This is a genomic window from Burkholderia sp. FERM BP-3421, from assembly GCF_028657905.1.
GTDB lineage: Bacteria > Pseudomonadota > Gammaproteobacteria > Burkholderiales > Burkholderiaceae > Burkholderia.
Genome location: NZ_CP117782.1, coordinates 104,255 through 127,042, shown reverse-complemented (window position 1 = coordinate 127,042; position 22,788 = coordinate 104,255). Strand labels below are relative to the sequence as shown.

General features: G+C 69.6%; 17 protein-coding genes. 13 read left to right on the top strand and 4 right to left on the bottom strand.

Annotated features, from left to right (window positions below):
* Positions 1-529: 529 nt before the first annotated feature.
* From Bsp3421_RS16725 to Bsp3421_RS16705, 5 genes are all read left to right on the top strand, one after another.
* Positions 530-814, top strand: a complete 285-nt coding sequence (locus Bsp3421_RS16725) for a hypothetical protein (protein WP_274001714.1) — start codon at positions 530-532, stop codon at positions 812-814.
* A 332-nt stretch (positions 815-1,146) separates the two neighbouring features.
* On the top strand, positions 1,147-2,103 hold the full coding sequence (locus Bsp3421_RS16720; protein ID WP_274001712.1) for a phosphotransferase family protein: 957 nt from the start codon (positions 1,147-1,149) through the stop codon (positions 2,101-2,103).
* Positions 2,104-2,412: 309 nt separating this feature from the next.
* A complete protein-coding gene (gene serC / locus Bsp3421_RS16715) occupies positions 2,413-3,507 on the top strand; it encodes a 3-phosphoserine/phosphohydroxythreonine transaminase (RefSeq protein ID WP_274001710.1) in 1,095 nt (364 codons plus the stop codon).
* Positions 3,504-4,943, top strand: a complete 1,440-nt coding sequence (locus Bsp3421_RS16710; RefSeq protein ID WP_274001708.1) for an ATP-grasp domain-containing protein — start codon at positions 3,504-3,506, stop codon at positions 4,941-4,943. The genes serC and Bsp3421_RS16710 overlap by 4 nt, the downstream gene beginning before the upstream one ends.
* Positions 4,940-7,303 (top strand): tetratricopeptide repeat protein, encoded by a 2,364-nt coding sequence (locus Bsp3421_RS16705; RefSeq protein ID WP_274001706.1) that lies wholly within the window; start codon positions 4,940-4,942, stop codon positions 7,301-7,303. The genes Bsp3421_RS16710 and Bsp3421_RS16705 overlap by 4 nt, the downstream gene beginning before the upstream one ends.
* A 66-nt stretch (positions 7,304-7,369) precedes the next feature.
* Here Bsp3421_RS16705 and Bsp3421_RS16700 read toward each other — a convergent pair whose 3' ends face one another.
* Entirely contained in the window at positions 7,370-8,683 is a 1,314-nt protein-coding gene (locus Bsp3421_RS16700) for an alpha/beta hydrolase (protein ID WP_274001704.1), read from the bottom strand.
* 185 nt (positions 8,684-8,868) lie between these two features.
* Between Bsp3421_RS16700 and Bsp3421_RS16695 the strand changes: the two genes are divergently transcribed.
* Both Bsp3421_RS16695 and argG read left to right on the top strand, forming a co-directional pair.
* Positions 8,869-9,750 (top strand): LysR family transcriptional regulator, encoded by an 882-nt coding sequence (locus Bsp3421_RS16695; RefSeq protein WP_274001703.1) that lies wholly within the window; start codon positions 8,869-8,871, stop codon positions 9,748-9,750.
* 434 nt (positions 9,751-10,184) lie between these two features.
* Complete coding sequence (gene argG, locus Bsp3421_RS16690) at positions 10,185-11,522, top strand: argininosuccinate synthase (protein WP_274001701.1); 1,338 nt, start codon at positions 10,185-10,187, stop codon at positions 11,520-11,522.
* A 105-nt stretch (positions 11,523-11,627) separates the two neighbouring features.
* Here the strand turns inward: argG and Bsp3421_RS16685 are convergent, their stop codons facing one another.
* The gene (locus Bsp3421_RS16685) at positions 11,628-13,754 is read right to left on the bottom strand and encodes a S53 family peptidase (RefSeq protein ID WP_274001700.1); all 2,127 of its coding nucleotides are present in this window, start codon (positions 13,752-13,754) and stop codon (positions 11,628-11,630) included.
* A 433-nt stretch (positions 13,755-14,187) separates the two neighbouring features.
* Here Bsp3421_RS16685 and ribBA point away from each other — a divergent pair, with 433 nt between their 5' ends.
* The 4 genes from ribBA (at position 14,188) to Bsp3421_RS16665 (ending at position 17,611) form a co-directional block, all read left to right on the top strand.
* Complete coding sequence (ribBA, locus tag Bsp3421_RS16680; protein WP_274001699.1) at positions 14,188-15,324, top strand: bifunctional 3,4-dihydroxy-2-butanone-4-phosphate synthase/GTP cyclohydrolase II; 1,137 nt, start codon at positions 14,188-14,190, stop codon at positions 15,322-15,324.
* Between the two features lie 70 nt (positions 15,325-15,394).
* Entirely contained in the window at positions 15,395-15,907 is a 513-nt protein-coding gene (ribH, locus tag Bsp3421_RS16675; RefSeq protein ID WP_252985352.1) for a 6,7-dimethyl-8-ribityllumazine synthase, read from the top strand.
* Positions 15,904-16,341 carry a transcription antitermination factor NusB gene (gene nusB, locus Bsp3421_RS16670; protein ID WP_274001697.1) on the top strand — a complete coding sequence of 146 codons (438 nt, stop codon included), beginning with the start codon at positions 15,904-15,906 and terminating at the stop codon, positions 16,339-16,341. Before ribH ends, nusB begins: the two co-directional genes overlap by 4 nt.
* Positions 16,342-16,417: 76 nt before the next feature.
* Positions 16,418-17,611, top strand: coding sequence for a pyridoxal phosphate-dependent aminotransferase (locus tag Bsp3421_RS16665; protein ID WP_274001696.1), 1,194 nt, complete (start codon positions 16,418-16,420; stop codon positions 17,609-17,611).
* A gap of 76 nt (positions 17,612-17,687) precedes the next feature.
* On the opposite strand, the gene Bsp3421_RS16660 is transcribed toward Bsp3421_RS16665, so the two are convergent.
* On the bottom strand, positions 17,688-18,791 hold the full coding sequence (locus Bsp3421_RS16660; protein WP_274001695.1) for a lytic transglycosylase domain-containing protein: 1,104 nt from the start codon (positions 18,789-18,791) through the stop codon (positions 17,688-17,690).
* A 586-nt stretch (positions 18,792-19,377) separates the two neighbouring features.
* Between Bsp3421_RS16660 and ubiD the strand changes: the two genes are divergently transcribed.
* Positions 19,378-20,934, top strand: a complete 1,557-nt coding sequence (gene ubiD / locus Bsp3421_RS16655) for a 4-hydroxy-3-polyprenylbenzoate decarboxylase (protein WP_274001694.1) — start codon at positions 19,378-19,380, stop codon at positions 20,932-20,934.
* Between the two features lie 40 nt (positions 20,935-20,974).
* Positions 20,975-21,649, top strand: a complete 675-nt coding sequence (locus tag Bsp3421_RS16650; protein WP_274001693.1) for a LysE family translocator — start codon at positions 20,975-20,977, stop codon at positions 21,647-21,649.
* Between the two features lie 22 nt (positions 21,650-21,671).
* Here the strand turns inward: Bsp3421_RS16650 and Bsp3421_RS16645 are convergent, their stop codons facing one another.
* Positions 21,672-22,649 (bottom strand): threo-3-hydroxy-L-aspartate ammonia-lyase, encoded by a 978-nt coding sequence (locus Bsp3421_RS16645; RefSeq protein WP_274001691.1) that lies wholly within the window; start codon positions 22,647-22,649, stop codon positions 21,672-21,674.
* Between the last annotated feature and the right edge of the window lie 139 nt (positions 22,650-22,788).

Here is a 22,788-nt window from a genome sequence, read left to right as displayed (position 1 = left end):
TCGGCATGGCGACTCGCGCCGATCAAGTCAAATCAGCGAAGCCTTCATGCCGCAGAATGGAGCATCAATGGGAATTTCAGATTCAATGAAATTGGATGCAATCCATTGCAGAAAATCCACTTTGTGAGTGTATTACCAAAAGCAATCGCCCGCAGGGCAATAATCCGCTGAAACACCCTTCCGTTTGCAAAAACCCAATTCGAAGCGAAATAGACAGTTTCGACCTTGCACAACGCCCGTTTCGTTGCGCCTGCCGACCAACCCAAGCCCCAGGCATCGAGATACGGCGCAAGCGGACCGCCGGCCATCCGTCAGGCAGCAGTCACGCCGGCGCGGAGAAAACACACGACGGCGAAACCCGCCGCCGCCGCGAGCGCCACGCAAGATGCCCCCGCATTCCCCCCGGCTCACGCGCCGCCACAGCGGGCGTATCCTGTCGACATCACGCACTTCGCTGCACCCACACCGGTTCCGGCTCGTCGGCGGCCGACCGGTGCGCGTCATCCGGCCGACCTTGGGAATCGTCATCATGCGGATCGCACACTTCATCGTCGGCGTCGCCGCCCTCTTCGGCTTCACGGCGGCGCAAGCCGACGGCTTCGCCATCACGCGCCCCCTGTCGAACGGTCGCGAACTTCACCTCCTGGAACACGCCTCGCCCTGCAACGGCGGCCCGGGCGCATTCATCTACCGGCGGGGCCAGCTGCTCGACCAGACCTGCGACGTACGCCTGACGGCCGCGGGCGCGACCGTCGTCTTGCCGCCTTTCGAGCCGCGCATGTTCTTCCCGCGCGACACCCTGTATCCGAACTAGCCGTCACATGCGCGCATCGGGGACGGATCTTCCCGCCCCCGCCGCGCACACGCACACGCACACGCACACGCACACGCACACGCACACGCACACGCACACGCACTGTCATCGCACGTAACACCCCGTCACGCCGCCTAATGAACGCGGCCCTGCCGACGGGCGACATGTCATCGCGCGTAACACATGTAATCCAGATCGAAAGGCCACGCGAAACAACGCGTCTTATAGTCTGAGCCATTCGCTGCAGCGCGTCGGCGGCGCGCGTATTGCCAGCGCGCGCCCACCCGGCGGCCGGCGTTTTGCATACCTAAAGCAAACGGGGAAATCGGGTCATGTCCATTCAAGCACTGCCGGCGTCGTGCGACGCCGCGCCTCCGCACGGCCCCGAAGCCGCCGCGGCCCTGATCCGGCGCGCCTTGCAGGTCGAGCCGCTCGCGCTCGTGCCGCAACTCCTCACGCAAAGCGGCAACACGATCTACCGCGCCGACCTGCCCGACGGGCGGAAGGTGGTCCTGCGCATCAGCCCCCAGCGCAGCACGTTCGCCTACACCGCACACAATCTCGGCGCGCTGCGCGCGCTCGGCGTGCCGGTCCAGCACGTGCTCGCGGTCGGCCCGCTCACGTCGGGCGGATCCTTCGTGATCCTGAACTGGCTCGACGGCTTCGACCTGAGATTCGCACTGCCCTCGATGCGCGCAGACCAGATGATCCGCGTCGCCGGGCATGTGGCCGATTGCCAGCGTCGCGTCGCCGGCCTGCCGCGCAGCCACGGCTTCGGCTGGGCGCCGGTCGGCCAGGACGCCGCGCTCGCGCACTGGACCGATCTGTTCGGCGCGCCGGCCACGGCCTCCGTCAACGACGCCCCGACACCGCTCGGCCGCCTGCGCGCGCGACTGCGCACAGTGCGCGCCACACTCGAACCCTATTTCGAGGCCTGCCAGCCGGTGTGCTTTCTCGACGACCTGACGACCAAGAACGTGATCGTCGACAACGGTGCGCTGAGCGGCTTCATCGACATCGATTTCGTGTGCTACGGCGATCCGCTGTTGCAGGTCGGCTCGACGCTCGCCTACCTGGCCGCCGACGTCGGCGACACGGGCCGCGCCTATGGCGACGCGCTGATCGACAGTTGCGCGCTGACGGGCGACGCCCGCCGCGCGATGTACTTCTACGCGGGGCTGTGGACGACCGGCTTCCTTGCCACGGCCGAAGCCGCCGGAGATGCCTGGCGGATCGGCAAGCTCATCCCCGCGGCCTCGGCGCTGCTGGACGCCGCCGAGGCCGCCTGACATCGCGCGCCCGAGCGTCCGGCTCCCCCGCCCAAAACCTTTCGCAATCCTGACCACACCGGCGCGGCCTTCGACCGCTGCGCCACCGTTCTCCCTCCCCGCACCTCACGAACAGCTTGCATCAAGCTGACCGAAATATTCAGTAACCATCTGATTATTAAGGAATTTTATTTGAATTGACGGCACATTCGCCCTCTCTTCCCCGCCTCGTTCCGCATACCGCGCCGCTAACCTGCACGCACTGACGGACTGCTCGCCGCATGCGCGCCGCCCGTCGCCCGGTTCAACGCTATCGACCTGCTCCCGACGATGTCCAATACCCTGAATTTCTCCGGCGGCCCCGGCGCATTGCCCGACTCCGTGCTGCGCCAGACGCGCGACGCCATCATCGCGCTGCCGGAAACCGGCATGTCGGTGCTGGGCATGAGCCATCGATCCGACTGGTTCCGCGCGATCCTCGACGAGGCGGAACGCAACCTGCGCGCGTTGCTCGGGCTGCCCGAGCGCTACGCGATCACGTTCCTGCAAGGCGGCAGCAGCCTGTTGTTCGCGACGATCCCGATGAACTTCGCGAGCCGCCGCCATGCGCCGCCCGTGTACGTGAATTCCGGCTACTGGAGCAGCCGCGCGAGCGCCGAAGCCGCGCGCGTCGGCCCCGCGCGCATCGCGTGGAGCGGCCAGGACTGCGGCTTTCGCCGCTTGCCCGCGCTCGATCAGCTCGCGGTCGCCCCCGATGCCGCGTACCTGCACTACGTGTCGAACGAAACCGTCGAGGGCCTGCAGTTCGAGCCGCCCGCCGACGCGCCGCACGACGCGCCGCTCATCGTCGACATGTCGTCCGACTTCCTGTCGCGGCCGCTCGACGCGAGCCGCTACGCGATGATCTACGCGCACGCGCAAAAGAATCTCGGTCCGGCCGGCGTCACGGTCGCGCTGATCGATCGCGCGTTGCTCGAGCGGATTCCCGACACCCTGCCCGGCATCCTCGATTTCCGCACGCACGTCGAGCACGGCTCGAACTACAACACGCCGCCCGTGTTCGCGATCTACGTGCTGACGCTGGTCACGCGTTGGCTGCGCGACGAGATCGGCGGACTCGCCGCGATGCAGCGGCTCAACGACATGAAAGCGCGGCGGCTCTACTTCACGCTCGATGCGCTGAGCGATGCGATCGCCGTGCATGCGGAGCGTCCGTGGCGCTCGCGCATGAACGCCGCGTTCGCGTTCGGCGACGCGCGGCTCGACCGGGCATTCGCCGACGCGGCCGCGGAACGCGGGATCGTCGGGCTCGACGGTCACCGTTCGCTGGGCGGCCTGCGCGCGTCGCTCTACAACGCCGTCACGCCCGACGCGGTCGATACGCTGTGCGACGCATTGACCGAATTCAGCGTCGCCCACGCGTGAACGCCGCCGCCCCCATTGGCCTCGCGCAGCCGCCGCTCGATCCGGCGGGCGTCGAGCCCGACGCGCCGGCGCTGTGCAGGAAGCTGGCGCGCGCGCTCGACGCGGCGCCTCTCGATGTCGTCCTGCATGCTCAGATGCGCGATGCGCTGCACGCCGCGGGCGATGCCATCGGCTTCGCCGCGCACCAGCTCACGGTCGTCGCGTTCGGCATGCTGAACGGCGCACCGGATACGCAGCGCGCGCTCGCGCTGTACAACCTCGCGACCCTCTACTCGATGAAGGGACGCGTCGACGACGCGGTGTACTGGTATCGGCATACGCTGGCCATCGATCCGGATCTCGCGAGCGCGCACCAGAATCTCGCGGCGCTGTACGACACGCTCGGTCGTCGAATCGAGGCCCGCCGGCATCGCGCGCGCGCCTACCGCCTGCAACGCGTGTTCGTCGAGCCCGCGCTCGATCAGGAAGCCTGCCGCGTGCTGATCGTCGGCGTCGGCAGCGGGGCGGGCAATGTTCCGCTCGACACGCTGCTGCCGTTCCGCACGACGACCCGCATCAAGTACGCGCTCGACTACGCGGCCGACGCCGAGGATGCCCGCCTGCCGCCTCACGATCTCGTGTTCAACGCGATCGGCGAGCCCGACATCGCCGCGCCGCTGGCCGCGCGCCTCGCGCGCTTCGCCGGCCGCAGCCGCGCGCCGATCCTGAATCCGCCCGACGCGATCGCGCGCACGCATCGCGACCGCACCGCCGAACGGCTCGGCTCGCTGCCGGACGTGCGGGTGCCGCCCTGCGTGCGCATCGACGCCCCCCATGCCCCGCTGGACCTGCTGCTGGAACGCCTCGCGCAAGCCGGCATCGCGTTTCCGCTGCTGCTGCGGCCGACCGGCGCGCACGGCGGCGAGGGCCTGACGCTGCACACCGAACCCACCACCTTCGCGACGGCGCTCGCGCGGCTCGACGCCGCCGCCTATGTCACGGCCTACCGCGACACGCGCAGCGCCGACGGCGAGTTCCGCAAGTACCGGATGATCTTCGTTGATCGCGTGCCGTATCCGTATCACCTGGCGATTTCCTCGCACTGGCTCGTTCACTATTTCTCGGCCGACATGACGTCCGCGCCCTGGAAGCTCGACGAGGAACGGCGCTTCCTCGACGATCCGCTCGCGGCGCTCGGCGCGACCGCGCTGCGCTCGCTCGCCGCGATCGGCAGACAGCTCGATCTCGACTACGGCGGCATCGACTTCGCGCTGACGGCCGAGGGCCAGGTCGTCGTCTTCGAGGCGAACGCGACGATGCTCGTCCATCGCGAAGCGGCCGACGGGCCGCTCGCGCACAAGAACCCGTACGTCGATCGCATCGCGCAGGCGTTCGCGCGCCTGCTCGACGCACGACGTGCGGCCCGCTCTCCCTTGCCGGTTTCCACCCAGCCATGACTCCCGACTCGACGCTCGCCCAGGCGAAGGCGCTCCACCTCGCCGGCAACCTGCCCGCGGCCCGCACGATCTACGAAGCGGCGCTCGTCGACGACCCGCGCAACGACGATCTGCGGCTGCGGCTCGGCATTCTCGAATTGCAAAGCGGCAACAGCATCCGCGCGCTCGCGCAATTGGACCGGGCAGTCGCGCTCGCGCCGCGCGACGCGCGCCATCACGTGACGCGCGGCCATGTCCTGCACGCGCTCGGCCAGCATGCGCAAGCTGCCGCAGCGCTGCGCGCGGCGCTCGCGTTCGCGCCCGACGACGCCGACACGCACGCCGCGCTCGGCAACGCGCTGCAAGCGCTCGGCGACCACGCGGGCGCGATCGGCGCGTATGACGACGCGCTCGCGCGCGATCCGTCCAACGCCGACGCCGCCAACAATCTCGGCAACAGCCACCGCCAATGCGGCGCGCTCGACGCGGCCGAGCGGGCCTACCGCACAGCGCTCGCCGCGCAGCCGACCCATGCGCTCGCGCTCACGCACCTGGGCACGCTGCTCGACGCGCAGGGCCGGCACGACGACGCGCTCGCGCTGCTGCGCGACGCGGTGCGCGCCGCACCGGACGCGAGCGCCGGGCTGATCAATCTCGGCGTCGCGCTGTGCGAACGGCGCGCCTTCGAGGAAGCGGCCACGCACCTCGCGCGCGCGACGGCATGCGCGCCGTTCGACGCCGACGCGGCCTACAACCTCGGCAATGCGCTGCAGGGGCTCGGCCGCCACGCGGACGCGGCCGAGCAGTATCTGCGCGCGGCCACGCTGCAGCCCGACCACGCGGATGCGCTGAACAACCTCGGCAACGCCTGCGAGGCGCTCGGCGACGCCGACGCGGCCGCCCGGGCGTTCGACGCCGCGCTGCACGCGCGGCCGGGCTGCGTCGCCGCGCACAACAATGCCGCGAACCTGCTGCGACGGCTGGGCCTGCACGACGAGGCGATCGCGCACCTGCGCGCCGCGCTCGCCGGCGCGCCGACGCATTCGCCGAGCCACAACAATCTCGGCAACGTGCTGAAGGACAACGGCGTGCTCGACGAGGCGATCGACAGCTACCGGCGCGCGCTCGCGTGCGATCCCGACAATGCGGTCGCGCACAGCAATCTGGTCTATGCGCTGAGCTTCCAGTCGGAACAGCCGGAACCGGTGCTCGAGGAAGCGCTGCGCTGGTCCGCGCGGCACGAGCCGTCCGGCGCGGCGCATGCCGCCCCCTGCCGCACGCACGCGCCGGACGCGCGGCTGCGGATCGGCTACGTCGGCGCGGATTTTCGCGAGCATTGCCAGGCGTTGTTCCTCGCGCCGCTGCTGTCGAATCACGACCGCGACGCCTTCGAGATCGTCTGCTATGCGAGCGTCGCGCGGCCGGACGCGATGACCGAACGGCTCGCCGGCTACGCGGACCGCTGGCGCGACGTGCAGGGGCTCGACGACGCGGCGCTCGCGCACCGCATCCGCGAGGACGGGATCGATCTCCTCGTCGACCTGACGATGCACATGGACGGCGGCCGGCCCGGCCTGTACGCGCGACGGCCCGCGCCGGTGCAGGCGACCTGGCTCGCCTACCCCGGCACGACCGGCCTCGCGTCGATGGATTTCCGGCTGACCGATCCGCATCTCGATCCGCCCGGCAACGAGGCGTTCTATCGCGAGCGCTCGATCCGCCTCGCCGACACGTTCTGGTGCTACGACCCGCTCGCCGACACGCCCGCCGTCGGCCCGTTGCCGGCGCTCGCGGCGGGTCACGCGACGTTCGGCTGCCTGAACAATCCCTGCAAGCTGACCGACCGCACGCTGCGCCTGTGGGCCGGCATCTTCGCGCGCCTGCCCGATGCGCGGCTCGTCGTGATGGCGCCGCACGGCGCGGGGCGCATCCGGCTGATGGAGCGGCTGCGCGCGCACGGCATCGCGCCGGAGCGGGTCACGTGCGTGCCGTACCGGCCGCGCGCCGACTATCTCGCGTCCTATCTCGACATCGACGTCGCGCTCGACACCTTCCCCTACAACGGCCACACGACGACGCTCGACGCCTTGTGGATGGGCGTGCCGGTCGTCACGCGGGTGGGGCGCACCGCGGTCGGGCGCGGCGGGCTGTGCCAGCTCGCGAACCTCGGCCTCACCATGCTCGCCGCCGAACACGATGAGGCGTTCGTCGACGCCGCCGTCGCGCTCGCCAGCGACCTGCCCGTGCTCGCCGCGCTGCGCGGCGCGCTGCGCCCGCGCCTCGCGCGTTCGCCGCTGATGGACGGCGCGCGCTTCGCGCGCGAGGTCGAGGCCGCATACCGGCTCATGTGGAGCAGCAGGCAGCCGGACGCCGCGCGCTGACCCGCCACGCGCGGCGTCCTTCGGAATCACGACGCCGCGCCCGCGAAGATCGGCCCGCCGCCGCGACTACGCGGCGCCCGGCGGTTTCAGCGCGCCGCAATTGCCGGCCACCGGCTGGCCGCCCATCACCTTGCGGATGAACGGCAGCGAATCCGCGAGCGATGCGTTGACGGTGCTGTCATGCGTCTGCCCCGGGTAGTCGTGCCACTCGACCGTCGCGCCGAGCGCGCAGGCCTGCGACACGAACGCATACGCATCGGTCGGCGGCGTGGTCGTATCCGCGAGCCCCGAGCCCGTGAACAGCGGCGCCTTCAACGCGAATCCCGCGGCGGGCGTCGAGGTCGCCTTGAGAATCGCGCCGACCTCGTCGGCCGGCGGCGGCGCCTTCGCGTAGTTGGTCTGGTCGACGCCGTTCGCCTCCTGCAGCGTATCGAGCCCGTCGATGCACGACGTGAGCGTCGCGTCGTACACCGGCATCGCGCGATCCGAGATATACGGACGGAAATCGAACCCGGGCGTGACGAGCGCGCCGGTGCCGCGCATCGCGAGCAACAGGTAGACCGAATTGCTGGCCGCGCCGACGCCGATCGGATTCGCGGGCGCGCTGCCGCTCGTCACGAGCGGAAAGTAGACGCCCGTCGCGACGCCGCCGACCACCCGCACGTCCGGCGCATAGGTCGGCGCGTACTGGAGCGTGGCGATCGTCGCGCCCGAGCCTTGCGACTGCCCGACCGCGACCACCTTGTTGTTCAGCACGCCCGGCAGCGCGGTGAGCGCCGCGCGCACGGCGTCGAGCGCGCCGTAGGCTTCCGCGCGATGCACGAGATACGGATGCGGTCCCGGCGTGCCGAGCCCTTCGTAATCCGTCGCGACCACCGCGTAGCCCTGCGCGAGCATCGCGCCGAGATAGGTCTGGTCGCGCGTGGAGCGCGGCCGGAACGATTGCGCGCAGACGTCCGCGATGCCGACCGTGCCGTGGGTCCACGCGACGATCGGCCAGCCGCCGGCGGGCGGCGTGCCCTGCGGCACGTAGACCGCGCCCGACACCGTGATCGGCGTCTTGCCGTCGACGCCTTCCGTCGACGTGTACAGCAGGCGCAGGTTGCGCGCCGGATCCGAATTGGCGAGCGCGAGGTTCGCGGGCAGCGATTCCTGCCTCAGCACGAGGCCCGGCTTGCCGCCGGGCACCGGGCTCGTCCACGTGTAGAACGCGGGCATGCCGCCGTCGCCGTAGGCCGCGTTCGCGACCGGCACCGGGCCCGGCCGCACGCCGCCGCTGTCGATTTCATCTCCGCCGCATCCCGCCAGGGTCAAGGCAACGACACTGGCGGCCAGACTCCACGGTGCGAACGCACTGGATCGCATTTGCTTTTTTTCCATGTGACACTCTCGCTTGATCGTCGGCAGTCGTCGCCCGTGAGTCCGGTCGACATCCCACCGCGTGATGGTGTTTTCCAAACGAACCGCCCTTCTAGTCCCCTTCGAAAGGCACGCCGAGCATGACATGCATGCGCGGATGTCAAAAGACGTCGTTTCGTTCACGTATTCAACCGCGGGTTGTCACCATGAAGTATCCGCAAGTACTCGCCTTCGTCAGCGTCGCGCGGCTGGGCAGCATCCGCGCGGCTGCGCGGAACCTCGGCGTCTCGCAGGCCGCCGTCACCAAGACCTTGCGTCTTCTGGAGGAAGAACTCGGTGCGACGCTGTTCTCGCGCGGCGTCGGCGGCGCGACGCTGACGGAGGCCGGCCGCTCGCTGTTGCCGCGCGCGACGCTGGTCGTCGAGCAGATGAAGCTGCTCGACGGCGATGTGTCGCTCGACCAGCACGGGCGCGTCGCGCTCGGGATGTCGCAGATGGCGTCCGCCAACCTGCTGCCGCTCGCGCTGCCGGCCTTCCTCGCGCAACGACCGCGCGCGCCGCTGCGCATCGTCGACGGCGCGCTCGCGACGGTGCTGCCCGGCCTGCGCGACGGCACGCTCGATTTCGGCGTGTGCACCGCGTTCGCGGAGTCGATCCCGCTGCCGTTCCGTTTCGATCCTTGGTTCCGCCGGCCCGCCGTCGCGCTCGTGCAGCGCGGCCATCCGCTCGCCGGCCGCCGTTGCACGCTCGACGACCTGTCGCGCTTTCGCTGGGTGAGCGCCGGCATGCGCATCAACGCGCAGCCGCCCGAAGTGGGCGCCGCGCAGGTGATCGAAGCCCCGCAGAACATCGAAAGCCAGAATCCGATCGCGAGCTGGGCGATCCTCAAGTGCCTGCCCGCGGTCGCCGTCACCAATGAGGAAGTCGCCTCGCACCTGCACGACCCCGACATCGTGCGGCTCGATCTCGACGCGCCGCTGCCCGATCTCGCCGAAGGCCTCGTCACGCGTTCGGACCTGTTCCTGTCGCCGAATGCGCAGCTGATGGTGGACCTGCTCCGCGCGCACGCCGATCGCGCGTATGGATGAACGCGCGCGACCGCGAAGCGCAACGACGATGCGACGAAGCAACCCGAGACCGGCCGTGCTCGATGAATGCGGCGTCGCACCGCGCGGTCGCGCCCTCGCCGGCCGGTGCGTCGGCCCCGCCCGCCCCCGGGTCGCCGGCCGCTCGCGTCCGCCTCGACCCGGCCCGCGCCGGCAATTCGCTAGAATACGAGGCTGCTCCGCCATCGCACGCGTCGGCCGGCCATCCCGGCGGGCGCGTGAAACGGCCCTTCCCCGGCCGCTGCTGGCCGCCGCGCGCCGCGCGACGGCAAAGATCCGGCACCATTTGAGCGCGCGCGCCGCGATCCGGCGCCACCGCGGACGCCCTGCCTTCGGGCTTGCCTCAATATCGGGCACGGACGATACTTGCAGATTGCGCGAGATTTCTTCCAGACCTTGATTGAACGGTTTTCCTCATGACGACGATTCTTGAAAGCTTACCGACCGGCCAGAAGGTCGGCATCGCCTTCTCCGGCGGCCTCGACACCAGCGCGGCGCTGCACTGGATGAAACTCAAGGGCGCACTGCCATATGCCTATACGGCCAACCTCGGCCAGCCCGACGAGGACGACTACGAGGAGATCCCGCGCCGCGCGACCGAATACGGCGCGGAAGGCGCGCGCCTGATCGACTGCCGCGCGCAGCTGGTGGCCGAGGGCCTCGCGGCGCTGCAGTGCGGCGCGTTCCACATCTCGACGGCGGGCGTCACCTACTTCAACACGACGCCGATCGGCCGCGCGGTGACGGGCACGATGCTCGTCGCGGCGATGAAGGAAGACGGCGTCAACATCTGGGGCGACGGCAGCACCTACAAGGGCAACGACATCGAGCGCTTCTACCGCTACGGCCTGCTCGTGAACCCGGACCTGAAGATCTACAAGCCGTGGCTCGACCAGACCTTCATCGACGAGCTGGGCGGCCGCGCGGAAATGTCCGAATTCATGAACCAGGCGGGCTTCGCGTACAAGATGTCGGCGGAGAAGGCCTACTCGACCGATTCGAACCTGCTCGGCGCGACGCACGAGGCGAAGGATCTCGAGAGCCTCGAAAGCGGCATCCGGATCGTCAATCCGATCATGGGCGTCGCGTTCTGGCGCGACGACGTCAAGATCGCGGCCGAGGAAATCACGGTGCGCTTCGAGGAAGGCCGCCCGGTCGCGCTGAACGGCGTCGAATACACGGACGCGGTGGAGCTGATGCTGGAAGCGAACCGCATCGGCGGCCGCCACGGCCTCGGCATGAGCGACCAGATCGAGAACCGGATCATCGAGGCGAAGAGCCGCGGCATCTATGAAGCGCCGGGGCTCGCGCTGCTGTACATCGCGTACGAGCGGCTCGTCACCGGGATCCACAACGAGGACACGATCGAGCAGTACCGCGAGAACGGCCGCCGCCTCGGCCGCCTGCTGTACCAGGGCCGCTGGTTCGACCCGCAGGCGATCATGCTGCGCGAGACCGCGCAGCGCTGGGTCGCGCGCGCGATCACGGGCGAAGTGAAGATCGAGCTGCGCCGCGGCAACGACTACTCGATCCTGAGCACGAAGTCGCCGAACCTCACGTACCAGCCGGAACGCCTGTCGATGGAGAAGGTCGCGTCGACCTTCTCACCGCGCGACCGGATCGGCCAGCTCACGATGCGCAACCTCGACATCACCGATACGCGCGACAAGCTGCGCATCTACGCGCAGGTCGGCCTCCTGACGCCGGGCGAATCGTCCGCGCTGCCGCAACTGAAGGAAGACGACGCGAAGTAAGCGTCGTCGCCAGGCCGGGCGCTTTCGGGCGGCCGGCCCGGCCGCGCCGGACCGGGCCGCGCCGGAGGCCCGCCGCGGTCCGCTCCCGCCGCCGCCGGGCCACCTTCACCAGCCGTTCACGAGATTCGTCACGTTGACCGTGCCGATCCCCGTCGCGAAATTCCAGCCGACCGCCGTGCCGTACGCCTTCTGGTAGCTGCTGCTGACCGTCGACAGCACGCCGACGAAGCCGCCCGGCAGATAGCAGTTGCTCGATCCCGAGCAGTCCACGTCCATGTCGCCCTGCGTGACGTTGTAGAACACGCAGCTGCTGCCCACGCCCTTGCCGTTGCTCGAATTGCACGCACTGCTGCCGGACGCGCCGTATTCCGTCGCCGCGAGCGCGTAGAGCGTCGGGTTCGGATTGCCCTGCTTCGCGCCGGTCTTCTGGTTGACGAGCGCCTGGAAGCCGGCCCAGATCGGCGCGGCGAACGAGGTCCCGCCCGCGCCCGCCCAGCCGCTCGGCGCGCCGGTGCACGCCGCGCCGCCGTCGGCCGTATCGGAATCGCAGAACACGTAGTAGTGCCCCCACACGCCGTTGGCGGCAAACAGCGACACGTCGGGCAGATCGCGCACGCCGTCGGCCGGATTGCCGACGAGCGCCTGCCATGACGGCTTCGCATAGCCCTTGCAACTGCCGCCGACCACGCCCGCGCGCGACGGCGCGCCGGTCGCGCAGCCGCTCGGCCCGCCGCTGCCGCTCGCGGTGGTCTCGAAGCTGCGCTGGCCGGTCAGGCTGTTGCAGAAGCCCGAGAACCCATAGGTCGCCGCATAGCCGAGCTTCTTCGCGATCAGCGTGCTCGCACACGAATCGTTCCACGGAATCTCGTTGATGTAGGACAGCGCCGAGCCGTAGGTCGAGCCGTTCGTCGCGCCCCAGTAGGTCGAGTTGGTGCCGGCGTAGGTGTCGCCGAAATCGGTGCCGCCGACCGCCACGTTGTACGGCGTCGATGCGAAGCCGCTCACGCCGATGCCGTGGGTCGCCCTCGACGCGTTGGCGTCGCAGCTCGCCGCGCCCTCGTCGCCGGCCGACACGAACACCGAGGTGCCGAGCGCGGCCGCCTGCTGGTAGGCCGCGTAGTACGCGGCATTGGCGGTCGCGCCGTTCTCCGCCTCGCATTCGCCGTAGCTGATGCTGACGATCGCGGGCGGGCTGCTGCCGTTCAGCAGGTTCTGCAGCGCGATCAGGCCGCCGAAGGTGGTGCGCGTGTCCTTGCACGACGCGAGCACGATCGCCGCGCCGGGCGCGGCGGCGCTCGACCATTCCGCGTCGAGTTCCGCCTCGGTCTCGTTGCCCGCGACCACGCCCGGATCCGTGCAGTTGTTCGCGCCGCTCGCGGGCGCGGGGTGCGCCTGCGTGAAGGAACCCGTCGTGTAGCCCGCGAGGCCGAAGGTCGAGCGGAAAGTGCTCCAGTCCGTCGCGCGGTAGACGTCGGTGTCCTCGATCACGACGATCGTCTGCCCCTGCCCGGCGATGCCGGCCGAGAACAACGGATTGAGGTTGTAGATGGTCGCGAGATCGGCCGGCACCACCGCCTGATACGTCGTGCCGCCGCTCGCGAAGGTGTAGGACGGCCGCGCACGGAAATTCACGTGCGGCATGAAATCGTGCAGCGACACGACCCCGCTCACGACCCGCGCGAGGGCGGCCGGGATGCGCGGATCCGCGAGATTCGACAAGTGCATGCGCCCGCCGGCCTCGAACTGGTGCAGCTCGGTGCCGAACGCGCCGCGCACCTGCTCGGCGGTGCCCGAGAAGTCGATCACCATGCCGTTCGGCTGGACGTGGTTGACCGTGAAGCCGTGGCGCGTGAGCCAGTCGGTCACGGCCGCGACGTCCTGCGGCGCGGGGCCGTATTCAGAACCGAGCTGCGCGGCCGTCAGCCACTGGTGATAAAGCGGCGATTTCGGATCGTGCTGCTGCGCGATCCGCTGCACGAGCGCGGCCTCGGTCTGCGCGGGACGCTTCAGCAGCAATTGCAGATGGTCGAGCACCAGCGTGTCGTCGACCCGGCCGCGATCGTTCGCGGCGTTCGCTTCCGGCCGGACGTTGCCCGGCAGCGCGACGGTCGCGCGCTCGTCGATCGGCTGCGTGACGAGGCGCGGCGTCGATTGCGCGTGCGCGCCCGCGAACGCGCCGAGCAGGACGAGCAGCCCCGCCGCCTGCGCCGGCCATCCGGCTATGCGTTTCATGAACATGATTTCCCCCGTGCGAGAACAGGCCTTGACGACGACGGCCCGTCGCCGCCTGCGCGGGCGCCCGGCCGGGCGCCTCGCCGCCGCCGGCGAACGGGCGCGCCGACGCGCGGCTATCGGGGGCGGACCCCGGCCATGCCGCGCGCGGCATCCCAAGGTGCCGCATGGAGCGTGCCACGCCCCGCCGATACGCGATTCGTGCGGTCGCGCCGTGCGATTTCGCCGCAAATCGTTTCATGCGCGAAACGCGCCGCACGGCCCGGCGGCAACCGGAAACGCCCGGGCCACGGGGCCGCCGACGCGGCCGCGCGGACCTCGGCGCGCGCCGTCGCGCGCGACCGGCCGCACATTTCGCGCCGTCCGGCGCGCCTGCGCCTAAAACCGTCCCTGGGTGGCGTAAAATACGCGCTTTCCCTTGCCCTGAACCTTTATGACGCTCGCCTCCACGCCCGACATCATCGCCGAGCTGAAAGCCGGCCGGATGGTGATCCTGGTCGACGAAGAAGACCGCGAAAACGAGGGCGACCTCGTGCTCGCCGCCGAATTCGTGACGCCGGAAGCGATCAATTTCATGGCGCGCTACGGCCGGGGCCTGATCTGCCTGACGCTCACGCAGGAACGCTGCAAGCTGCTGAACCTGCCGCTCATGACCTACCGCAACGGCACCCAGTACGGCACCGCGTTCACGGTCAGCATCGAGGCCGCCGAGGGCGTGACCACCGGCATCTCGGCCGCCGACCGCGCCCACACGATCGCCACGGCCGTCGCGCACGACGCGCGCGTCGATCACATCGTGCAGCCGGGCCACGTGTTCCCGATCATGGCGCAGCCGGGCGGCGTCCTGGTGCGCGCGGGCCACACCGAGGCCGGCTGCGATCTCACCGCGCTCGCGGGCCTCACGCCGGCCGCGGTGATCTGCGAGGTCATCAAGGACGACGGCACGATGGCGCGCCTGCCGGACCTGATGGAGTTCGCCCGCGAGCATGGCCTCAAGGTCGGCACGATCGCCGACCTGATCCACTATCGCAGCCGCACCGAATCGATCATCGAGCGCGTCGCGGAACGCACCATGCAGACCGCGCACGGCGCGTTCCGCGCGGTGCTGTACCGCGACCAGCCGAGCGGTTCGCCGCATATCGCGCTGGTGCGCGGCGCGCCGACGCCGGACCAGGAAACGCCGGTGCGCGTGCACGAGCCGCTGTCGGTGCTCGATCTGCTCGAAACCGGCGTGTCGACCCACTCCTGGACGCTCGACGCGGCGATGCGCGAGCTGGCCGCGCGCGAGCTGGGCGTGATCGTGCTGCTGAACTGCGGCGATACCAAGGAACATCTGATCGACGTCTTCAAGGCGTTCGATGAAGAGGAACGCGCGGCCGCGCTGAAGCGCCGGCCGGTCGATTTCAAGACTTTCGGCATCGGCGCGCAGATCCTGCGCGATGTCGGCGTCGGCAAGATGCAGGTGTTGTCGAACCCACGCAAGCTCGGCAGCATGTCGGGCTACGGCCTCGAGGTGACGGGCTTCGTACCGATGCCGGGCAGCGCGGCGGCGGTCTGCCCCGCCGCCTGATCCATTTCGCTCGGGACCGCGCACCCGCGCGGCCCCCTAACCGCTCATTCAAACTACGTACGGAACACACATGGAAATCGGACAATATCAACCGAACCTCGAAGGCGACGGCCTGCGCATCGGCATCGTGCAGTCGCGCTTCAACGAACCCGTCTGCAACGGCTTGGCGGATGCCTGCGTCGAGGAGCTGGAACGCCTCGGCGTGTCCGGCGAGGACGTGCTGCTGGTCACGGTGCCGGGCGCGCTCGAGATTCCCCTCGCGCTGCAAAAGCTCGCGGAAAGCAACCAGTTCGACGCGCTGATCGCGCTCGGCGCGGTGATCCGCGGCGAGACCTATCACTTCGAGCTGGTGTCGAACGAAAGCGGCGCGGGCATCACCCGCCTCGCGCTCGACTTCAACACGCCGATCGCGAACGCGGTGCTGACCACCGACACCGACGAGCAGGCAATTGCTCGCATGACCGAGAAGGGTCGTGACGCGGCGCGCGTGGCGGTCGAAATGGCTAACCTCACGATGACGCTCGACCAGCTCAGCGACGACGAAGAGGACGAAGACGAGGAAGACGAAGAGGAACGCGCATGAAGAAGAGCGCCCGCCGACAGTCGCGCGAACTGGCGACGCAAGGCCTTTACCAGTGGTTGCTGTCGAACGCGTCCTCGGGCGAAATCGATGCGCAGCTGCGCGGTGCGCAGGGGTACGACAAAGCCGACAAGACGCTGCTCGACACGATCCTGCACGGCGTGATCCGCGACCACGCGGAACTGGCCGAAGCGCTCACGCCGAGCCTCGACCGGCCGATCGAGCAGCTCTCGCCGGTCGAACGGGCGGTGCTGCTGATCGCCACCTTCGAACTGAAGCATCAGATCGAGACGCCGTACCGCGTCATCATCAACGAAGCCGTCGAACTCGCGAAGACGTTCGGCGGCTCGGACGGCTACAAGTACGTGAACGGCGTGCTCGACAAGCTGTCCGTCACGCTGCGTCCGGCCGAAATCCAGGCTCGCCGCGGCGCGTGAGTCTCCAGCGGGCGCCTCGGCGCCCGCTTTTTTTTCGCGTTCCGACGCATCGCCCCGTCTTCCGCCCGCACCCGCCATGAATACTGCTGCCGATCCGCTGCACCGGCTCGCCTCGCGCGTCGACGCGATCGAACCGTTCTATGTGATGGAAATCGTCAAGGAGGCCGCGCAGCTCGAACGCGCGGGCCGCGACCTGATCCACATGAGCATCGGCGAGCCCGATTTCACCGCGCCGGAGCCCGTGATCGAGGCGGCCGCCGCCGCGCTTCGGCAAGGCGTCACGCAATATACGAGCGCGCTCGGCATCGCGCCGCTGCGCGAAGCGATCGCCGCGCACTACGCGCGCGCCTACGGCCTCGCGATTGCGCCGGAACGGATCATCGTGACGGCCGGCGCGTCAGCGGCGCTGCTGCTCGCCTGCCTCGCGCTCGTCGGCCGCGACGACGAAGTGCTGATGCCCGATCCGTCCTACCCGTGCAACCGTCATTTCGTCGCGACGGCCGAAGGACGCGCGGTGCTCGTGCCGAGCGGCCCCGAGACCCGCTTCCAGCTGAGCGCGGACGACGTGCGGCGCCACTGGGGCGCGCGCACCCGCGGCGTGCTGCTCGCGTCGCCGTCGAATCCGACCGGCACCTCGCTCGCGCCCGACGAACTGAAACGGATCGTCGAGGCCGTGCGCGCGCGCGGCGGCTTCTCGATCGTCGACGAGATCTACCAGGGCCTCAGCTACGACGACGCGCCCGTATCGGCGCTGTCGTTCGGCGACGACGTGATCACCGTCAACAGCTTCTCGAAGTACTTCAGCATGACGGGCTGGCGGCTCGGCTGGCTGGTCGTGCCGCCGTCGCTGACCGACACCTTCGAGAAGCTCGCGCAGAACCTGTTCATCTGCCCGTCCGCGCTCGCGCAGCACGCGGCGCTCGCCTGCTTCGAGCCGCGCACGCTCGACATCTACGACGCGCGCCGGCTCGAATTCAAGCGCCGGCGCGACTTCATCGTGCCCGCACTCGAACGGCTCGGGTTCGGCGTGCCGGTGATGCCGGACGGGGCCTTCTATGTTTACGCGGATTGCAACGGCGTCGCCCATCCGGCGGCGGGCGACAGCGCCGCGCTGACCCGCGCGCTGCTGCACGACGCGGGCGTCGTGCTCGTGCCCGGCATGGACTTCGGCGTGGCCGCCCCGCGCCGCTACCTGCGGCTCTCGTATGCGACCGCGTACGCGCGGCTCGAGGAGGCGGTCGAACGGATCGGCGCGCAGTTCGGACGCTGATCGCGCCCGTCCCTGGAACGAAAAAAAGCGCCCGAGGGCGCTTTTTTCATGATGCGGCTCCGGTCCCGGGGCCCGCTCAGGTGCCGAGTTCCGACGAACCGCTGTCGCGCTTGGCCGTGTCGACGCTCGCGTCATCCTGCTGCGAGGTCTTCGGCGCCATCGCCTTGATCGCCATCGGATGAGCGCCGTCGAGCGTGGCCTGGATCCGCTTCTGGCCCCCCGTCGACACCGCCGCCGTGGTGACCACCGCCGTCGTCTGCGGCGACTGCGACGCGTAGATCGACACCTTGCGGCCGCGCGCGACATCGCGCAGGCGGTCGCGCTCGGCAACCACCTTCGCGCCGTAGCCGCCGTCGTCCGGCGAGGACGAGCCCACGTAGAGGCGCAGGCCGCCCGCGAGCGTACCGCCGCGCGCGATGCAATCCTTCAGCACGAGCGCGCCGACCTGGATATTGACGAGCGGCTGGAGCGCCGCGGTGGTGCCGCCGAAATACTCGAACTTGTCGGAGTGGACCTTCGACATCACCTGCATCAGCCCTTGCGCGCCGACGCCGCTTTCCGCATACGGATTGAAGCCCGATTCGATCGCCATCACGGCGAGCAGCAGCAGCGGATCGAGGCCGACATCGCGGCCGGTCTGGAACGCGGCCTTCACGAGCTGGCCGACCGGCTCCTGCGCGACGCGGTAGCGGCGCGCCAGGTAGGTGGCGACGAGCGCCTGCTCGCGATTGGAGGTCAGCACGCGGTCGTCGCGCGCATCGGCGGCGACCCGCTGGGTCGGGATCAGTTTGGCGAGCGAGACGGGCGAGGTGCCGCGCGCGGCGTCATCGCCGAACGCCGGGCCGCTGACCGCGCCGTCGTAGGTCGTGCGCGACGCTTCGACGCCGGACACGTCGTCCTGCTGGTCGGGATTCGCATTCGCGGGACCGAAGGCGGGCAACGGGTGGCCGGACAGCAGGCGGGCCGGGCCGGCCTGCACGGCGGCCGACACGATCGGCATCAGCCGGGCCGCGAGAGTGCCGCGCACGTTGGGCAGGAGCCACAACGCCAGCGCGATCACGACGGCGATGCCGCCGACCACGCTGAATAAATGGTGACTGACACGCGTCCCCCGGCGCAGCGCAGCGCGCAGAACCTGCGCGTGCCGCTCGTTGGGACGCCACGATAACCAAGCGTTCATTCAGATCTCCCATGAACATGACTCGTGCGGCTCGCTCAGCTCGAAGCGAGGCAGGAAGCACTGCCGCGGAATCAAGACACCGCGCGCCATGGCTGGGCGAAACGGTATCGGAGAAACGGTATAAGTACCGTTCGGGGGCCACGGCGGAAAACAGGCCGGCGCCTTCCAGGCGGGCGGACGCGCGGTGGCTCCCACGCAAAAAACCAGCGTCGACTGGGCGCTGGCTAGGACAACAAACAAGGCCGTCGGGTGCCGTGCAGGTATCGGCAGACGGTGACGCGAAGCGTCTGAAGGACCGGAGATTGGTGACTTTCCACAAGGGTCCTGCAACCAATGTGAGCGGATTCTAGCAGGGTTTTATAGATCGTCAACACTATAAAATTTCAAAGTCATAACAAAAAGTAATGATTTGTTACCCTTCAGAACGGAGACCCGCTTGCCGTCTGGCTCAGCCGCCGCTCGCCGATTTTTGAGGTTTCGATCGGCTCGGCGCGCGCTTGGGTAAAATCGGGCCCTCTGTTTCACGCGCGCTGCCGCCGGCCGCGCCCAACCCCGCCGCAACGCGCTTGCGGCCCGGATATTCTTCATGAAATACAAAGACTTGCGCGATTTCGTCGACGGCCTCGAAAGCCTGGGCGAGTTGCGCCGCGTGACCCAGCCCGTGTCGCCCGTGCTTGAAATGACTGAACTCTGCGACCGGGTGCTGCGCGCAGGCGGCCCCGCGCTGCTGTTCAATGCGCCGACCGGCTATCGCTTTCCGGTGCTCGGCAACCTGTTCGGCACGCCGCGCCGGGTCGCGCTCGGGATGGGCGTCGACGCCGGCGACGACGCCGCGCTCGCGTCGCTGCGCGACGTCGGCCGGCTGCTGTCGGCGCTCAAGGAGCCCGATCCGCCGAAGAGCCTGAAGGACGCCGGCAAGCTGCTGTCGCTCGCCAAGGCGGTGTGGGACATGGCGCCGAAAACGGTATCGTCGCCCGCGTGCCAGGAGATCGTCTGGGAAGGCAACGACGTCGACCTCGCGAAGCTGCCGATCCAGACCTGCTGGCCCGGCGACGCGGGGCCGCTCGTCACCTGGGGGCTCACGGTCACGCGCGGCCCGAACAAGCCGCGCCAGAATCTCGGCATCTACCGCCAGCAGGTGATCGGCCGCAACCGGCTGATCATGCGCTGGCTCGCCCATCGCGGCGGCGCGCTCGACTTTCGCGAGTTCACGCTGCGCCACCCGGGCGAGCCGTATCCGGTCGCGGTGGTGCTCGGCGCCGATCCGGCGACCATGCTCGGCGCGGTCACGCCGGTGCCCGACACGCTGTCCGAATATCAGTTCGCGGGGCTGCTGCGCGGCGGCCGCACCGAGCTTGCGCGCTGCCTGACGCCGGGCGTCGAGACGCTGCAGGTGCCCGCGCGCGCCGAGATCGTGCTCGAAGGCTTCATCCATCCGCAACAGGGCGAGCCCGACGCCGCGCCGGCCGGCGCGCCGCCGCGTCCGACGGGCGCGAGCGCGCGCTACGAGCACGCGCTCGAAGGGCCCTATGGCGACCACACCGGCTATTACAACGAGCAGGAGTGGTTCCCGGTGTTCACCGTCGAGCGCATCACGATGCGCCGCGACGCGCTCTACCACTCGACCTACACCGGCAAGCCGCCCGACGAGCCGGCCGTGCTCGGCGTCGCGCTGAACGAGGTGTTCGTGCCGCTGCTGCAGAAGCAGTTCACCGAGATCACCGATTTCTACCTGCCGCCCGAGGGCTGCAGCTATCGCATGGCGATCGTGCAGATGAAGAAGAGCTACGCGGGCCACGCCAAGCGCGTGATGCTCGGCGTATGGAGCTTCCTGCGGCAGTTCATGTATACGAAGTTCATCGTGGTCGTCGACGAGGACGTCGACGTGCGCGACTGGAAGGAAGTGATCTGGGCGATCACGACGCGCGTCGACCCCGTGCGCGACACCGTGATGGTCGAGAACACCCCGATCGACTACCTCGATTTCGCCTCGCCCGTCGCCGGCCTCGGCTCGAAGATGGGCATCGACGCCACCAACAAGTGGCCGGGCGAGACCCAGCGCGAATGGGGCCGGCCGATCGAGATGGACGCCGCCGTCAAGGCGCGCGTCGACCGGCTGTGGACCGAGCTCGGTCTGTCCTGAAATCCGGCGGCGAGCGCGCCGCCCCTCGCTACACCCGCAGATGAACATGCTACCCGCGTCGATGTTGTCGGATGGATTCTTCCTGTCGCTTTCGCTGTGCCTCGATATCGGCCTCGTGAACGTGGCGATGCTGTCGCTCACGCTGTCGCACGGCTTCCGGCCCGGCTTCTGGCTGGGCCTCGGCTCCTGCGTCGGCGATCTGGTCTACGCGGCGCTCGCGCTCGCCGGGATGGCGGTGCTGCTGCGGTTCGACACGGTGCGCTGGGTGGTCTGGCTCGGCGGCGGCGCAATCCTGCTGTTCCTGACCTGGAAGATGGCGCGCGAGGCGCTGCGCCCCGCCGCCGCGCCGGCCGGCGACGATGCGGAAGCCGCCGCCGCCGCGCGGGCGGGCACCTGGCGCAGCTTCGGGCGCGGCATGCTGCTCGCGATGTCGTCGCCGTCCGCGATCCTGTGGTTCGCGGCGGTCGGCGGCGCGCTGATCGCGAAGAGCGGCGCGACCACGCCGCTCACCGCGTCGGTGTTCCTGTCGGGCTTCTTTCTCGGCGGCCTCGCCTGGACGCTGTTCCTGTGCACGCTCGCGAGCCACGGCCGCAGGCGCGCCGGCGCGGGGCTGATGCGGGCCTGCCACGTCGTCTCCGCGATGCTGTTCGCGTATTTCTCCTACAGCGTGATCGTCGGCGGCTATCGGGACCTGATCCTGAACGCCGCCGCTTGAGCCGCGCGCGGCCCTGCCGCGCTCAGCCGCGCAGGAACTCGCCGTAGCGCGCGAGATCGACGTTCCCGCCGCTCACCAGCACGCCGACCCGTTTGCCCGCCACCGGCAGCACGCCGTCGAGCGCGGCGGCCGCCGCGAGGCAGCCGGTCGGCTCGACCACCATCTTCATCCGCTCGGCGAAGAAGCGCATCGTGTCGACCAGTTGCGCGTCGCTGACCGTCCCGATCCCCTTCACATGGCGCTGAATGATCGGGAAGTTGTACGCGCCGAGGTGGGTCGACGCCGCGCCGTCCGCGATCGTGCGCGGCGTGGCGATATGCACGACCTCGCCGCGCGCGAGCGATTGCTGGCCGTCGTTGCCCGCCTCCGGCTCGACCCCGAACACCTCGCACGCCGGGGCGAGCGCCGCCGCCGACAGCGCGCTGCCCGCAAGCAGCCCGCCGCCGCCCAGGCACACGACCAGCATGTCGAGCGGCCCGACCTCTTCGAACAATTCCTTCGCCGCCGTGCCCTGCCCCGCGATCACGTGCGGATGGTCATAGGGCGGGATCAGCGTCATGCCGCGCGCCTGCGCAAGCCGAGCGCCGATTTCCTCGCGATTTTCCTGGTAGCGGTCATAGGTGACGACTTCGCCGCCGTAGCCCCGGGTGGCCGCGACCTTCGCGGCCGGCGCGTCGTGCGGCATCACGATCGTCGCGTGGATGCCGGCGAGCCGCGCGGCGAGCGCGATCGCCTGCGCGTGATTGCCCGACGAATAGGTGAGCACCCCCGCGCGGCGCTGCTCGGCGTCGAAATGCGAGATCGCGTTGTACGCGCCGCGGAACTTGAACGCGCCCATCCGCTGGAAGTTCTCGCACTTGAAGAACAGCGACGCGCCGGTGCGCGCGTCGGCCGTGCGCGAGGTCAGGACCGGCGTGCGATGCGCGGCGCCCTCGAGGCGCGCGGCGGCGTCGACGACATCGTCATAGGTGGGTGCGGGAAGGGAAGCGGAAGCAGACATGGCGGGCAGCAGGCAAGGAGTGGGACACGCGGCCATTGTCCCAGCTTCACCCGCCATGCGCATCCGCGGTAAACGACAAACGGCGCGCCCGGCCTCGCCGGAACGCGCCGTCGCGCGCGGCCGCCGGGCCGCGCGCCAA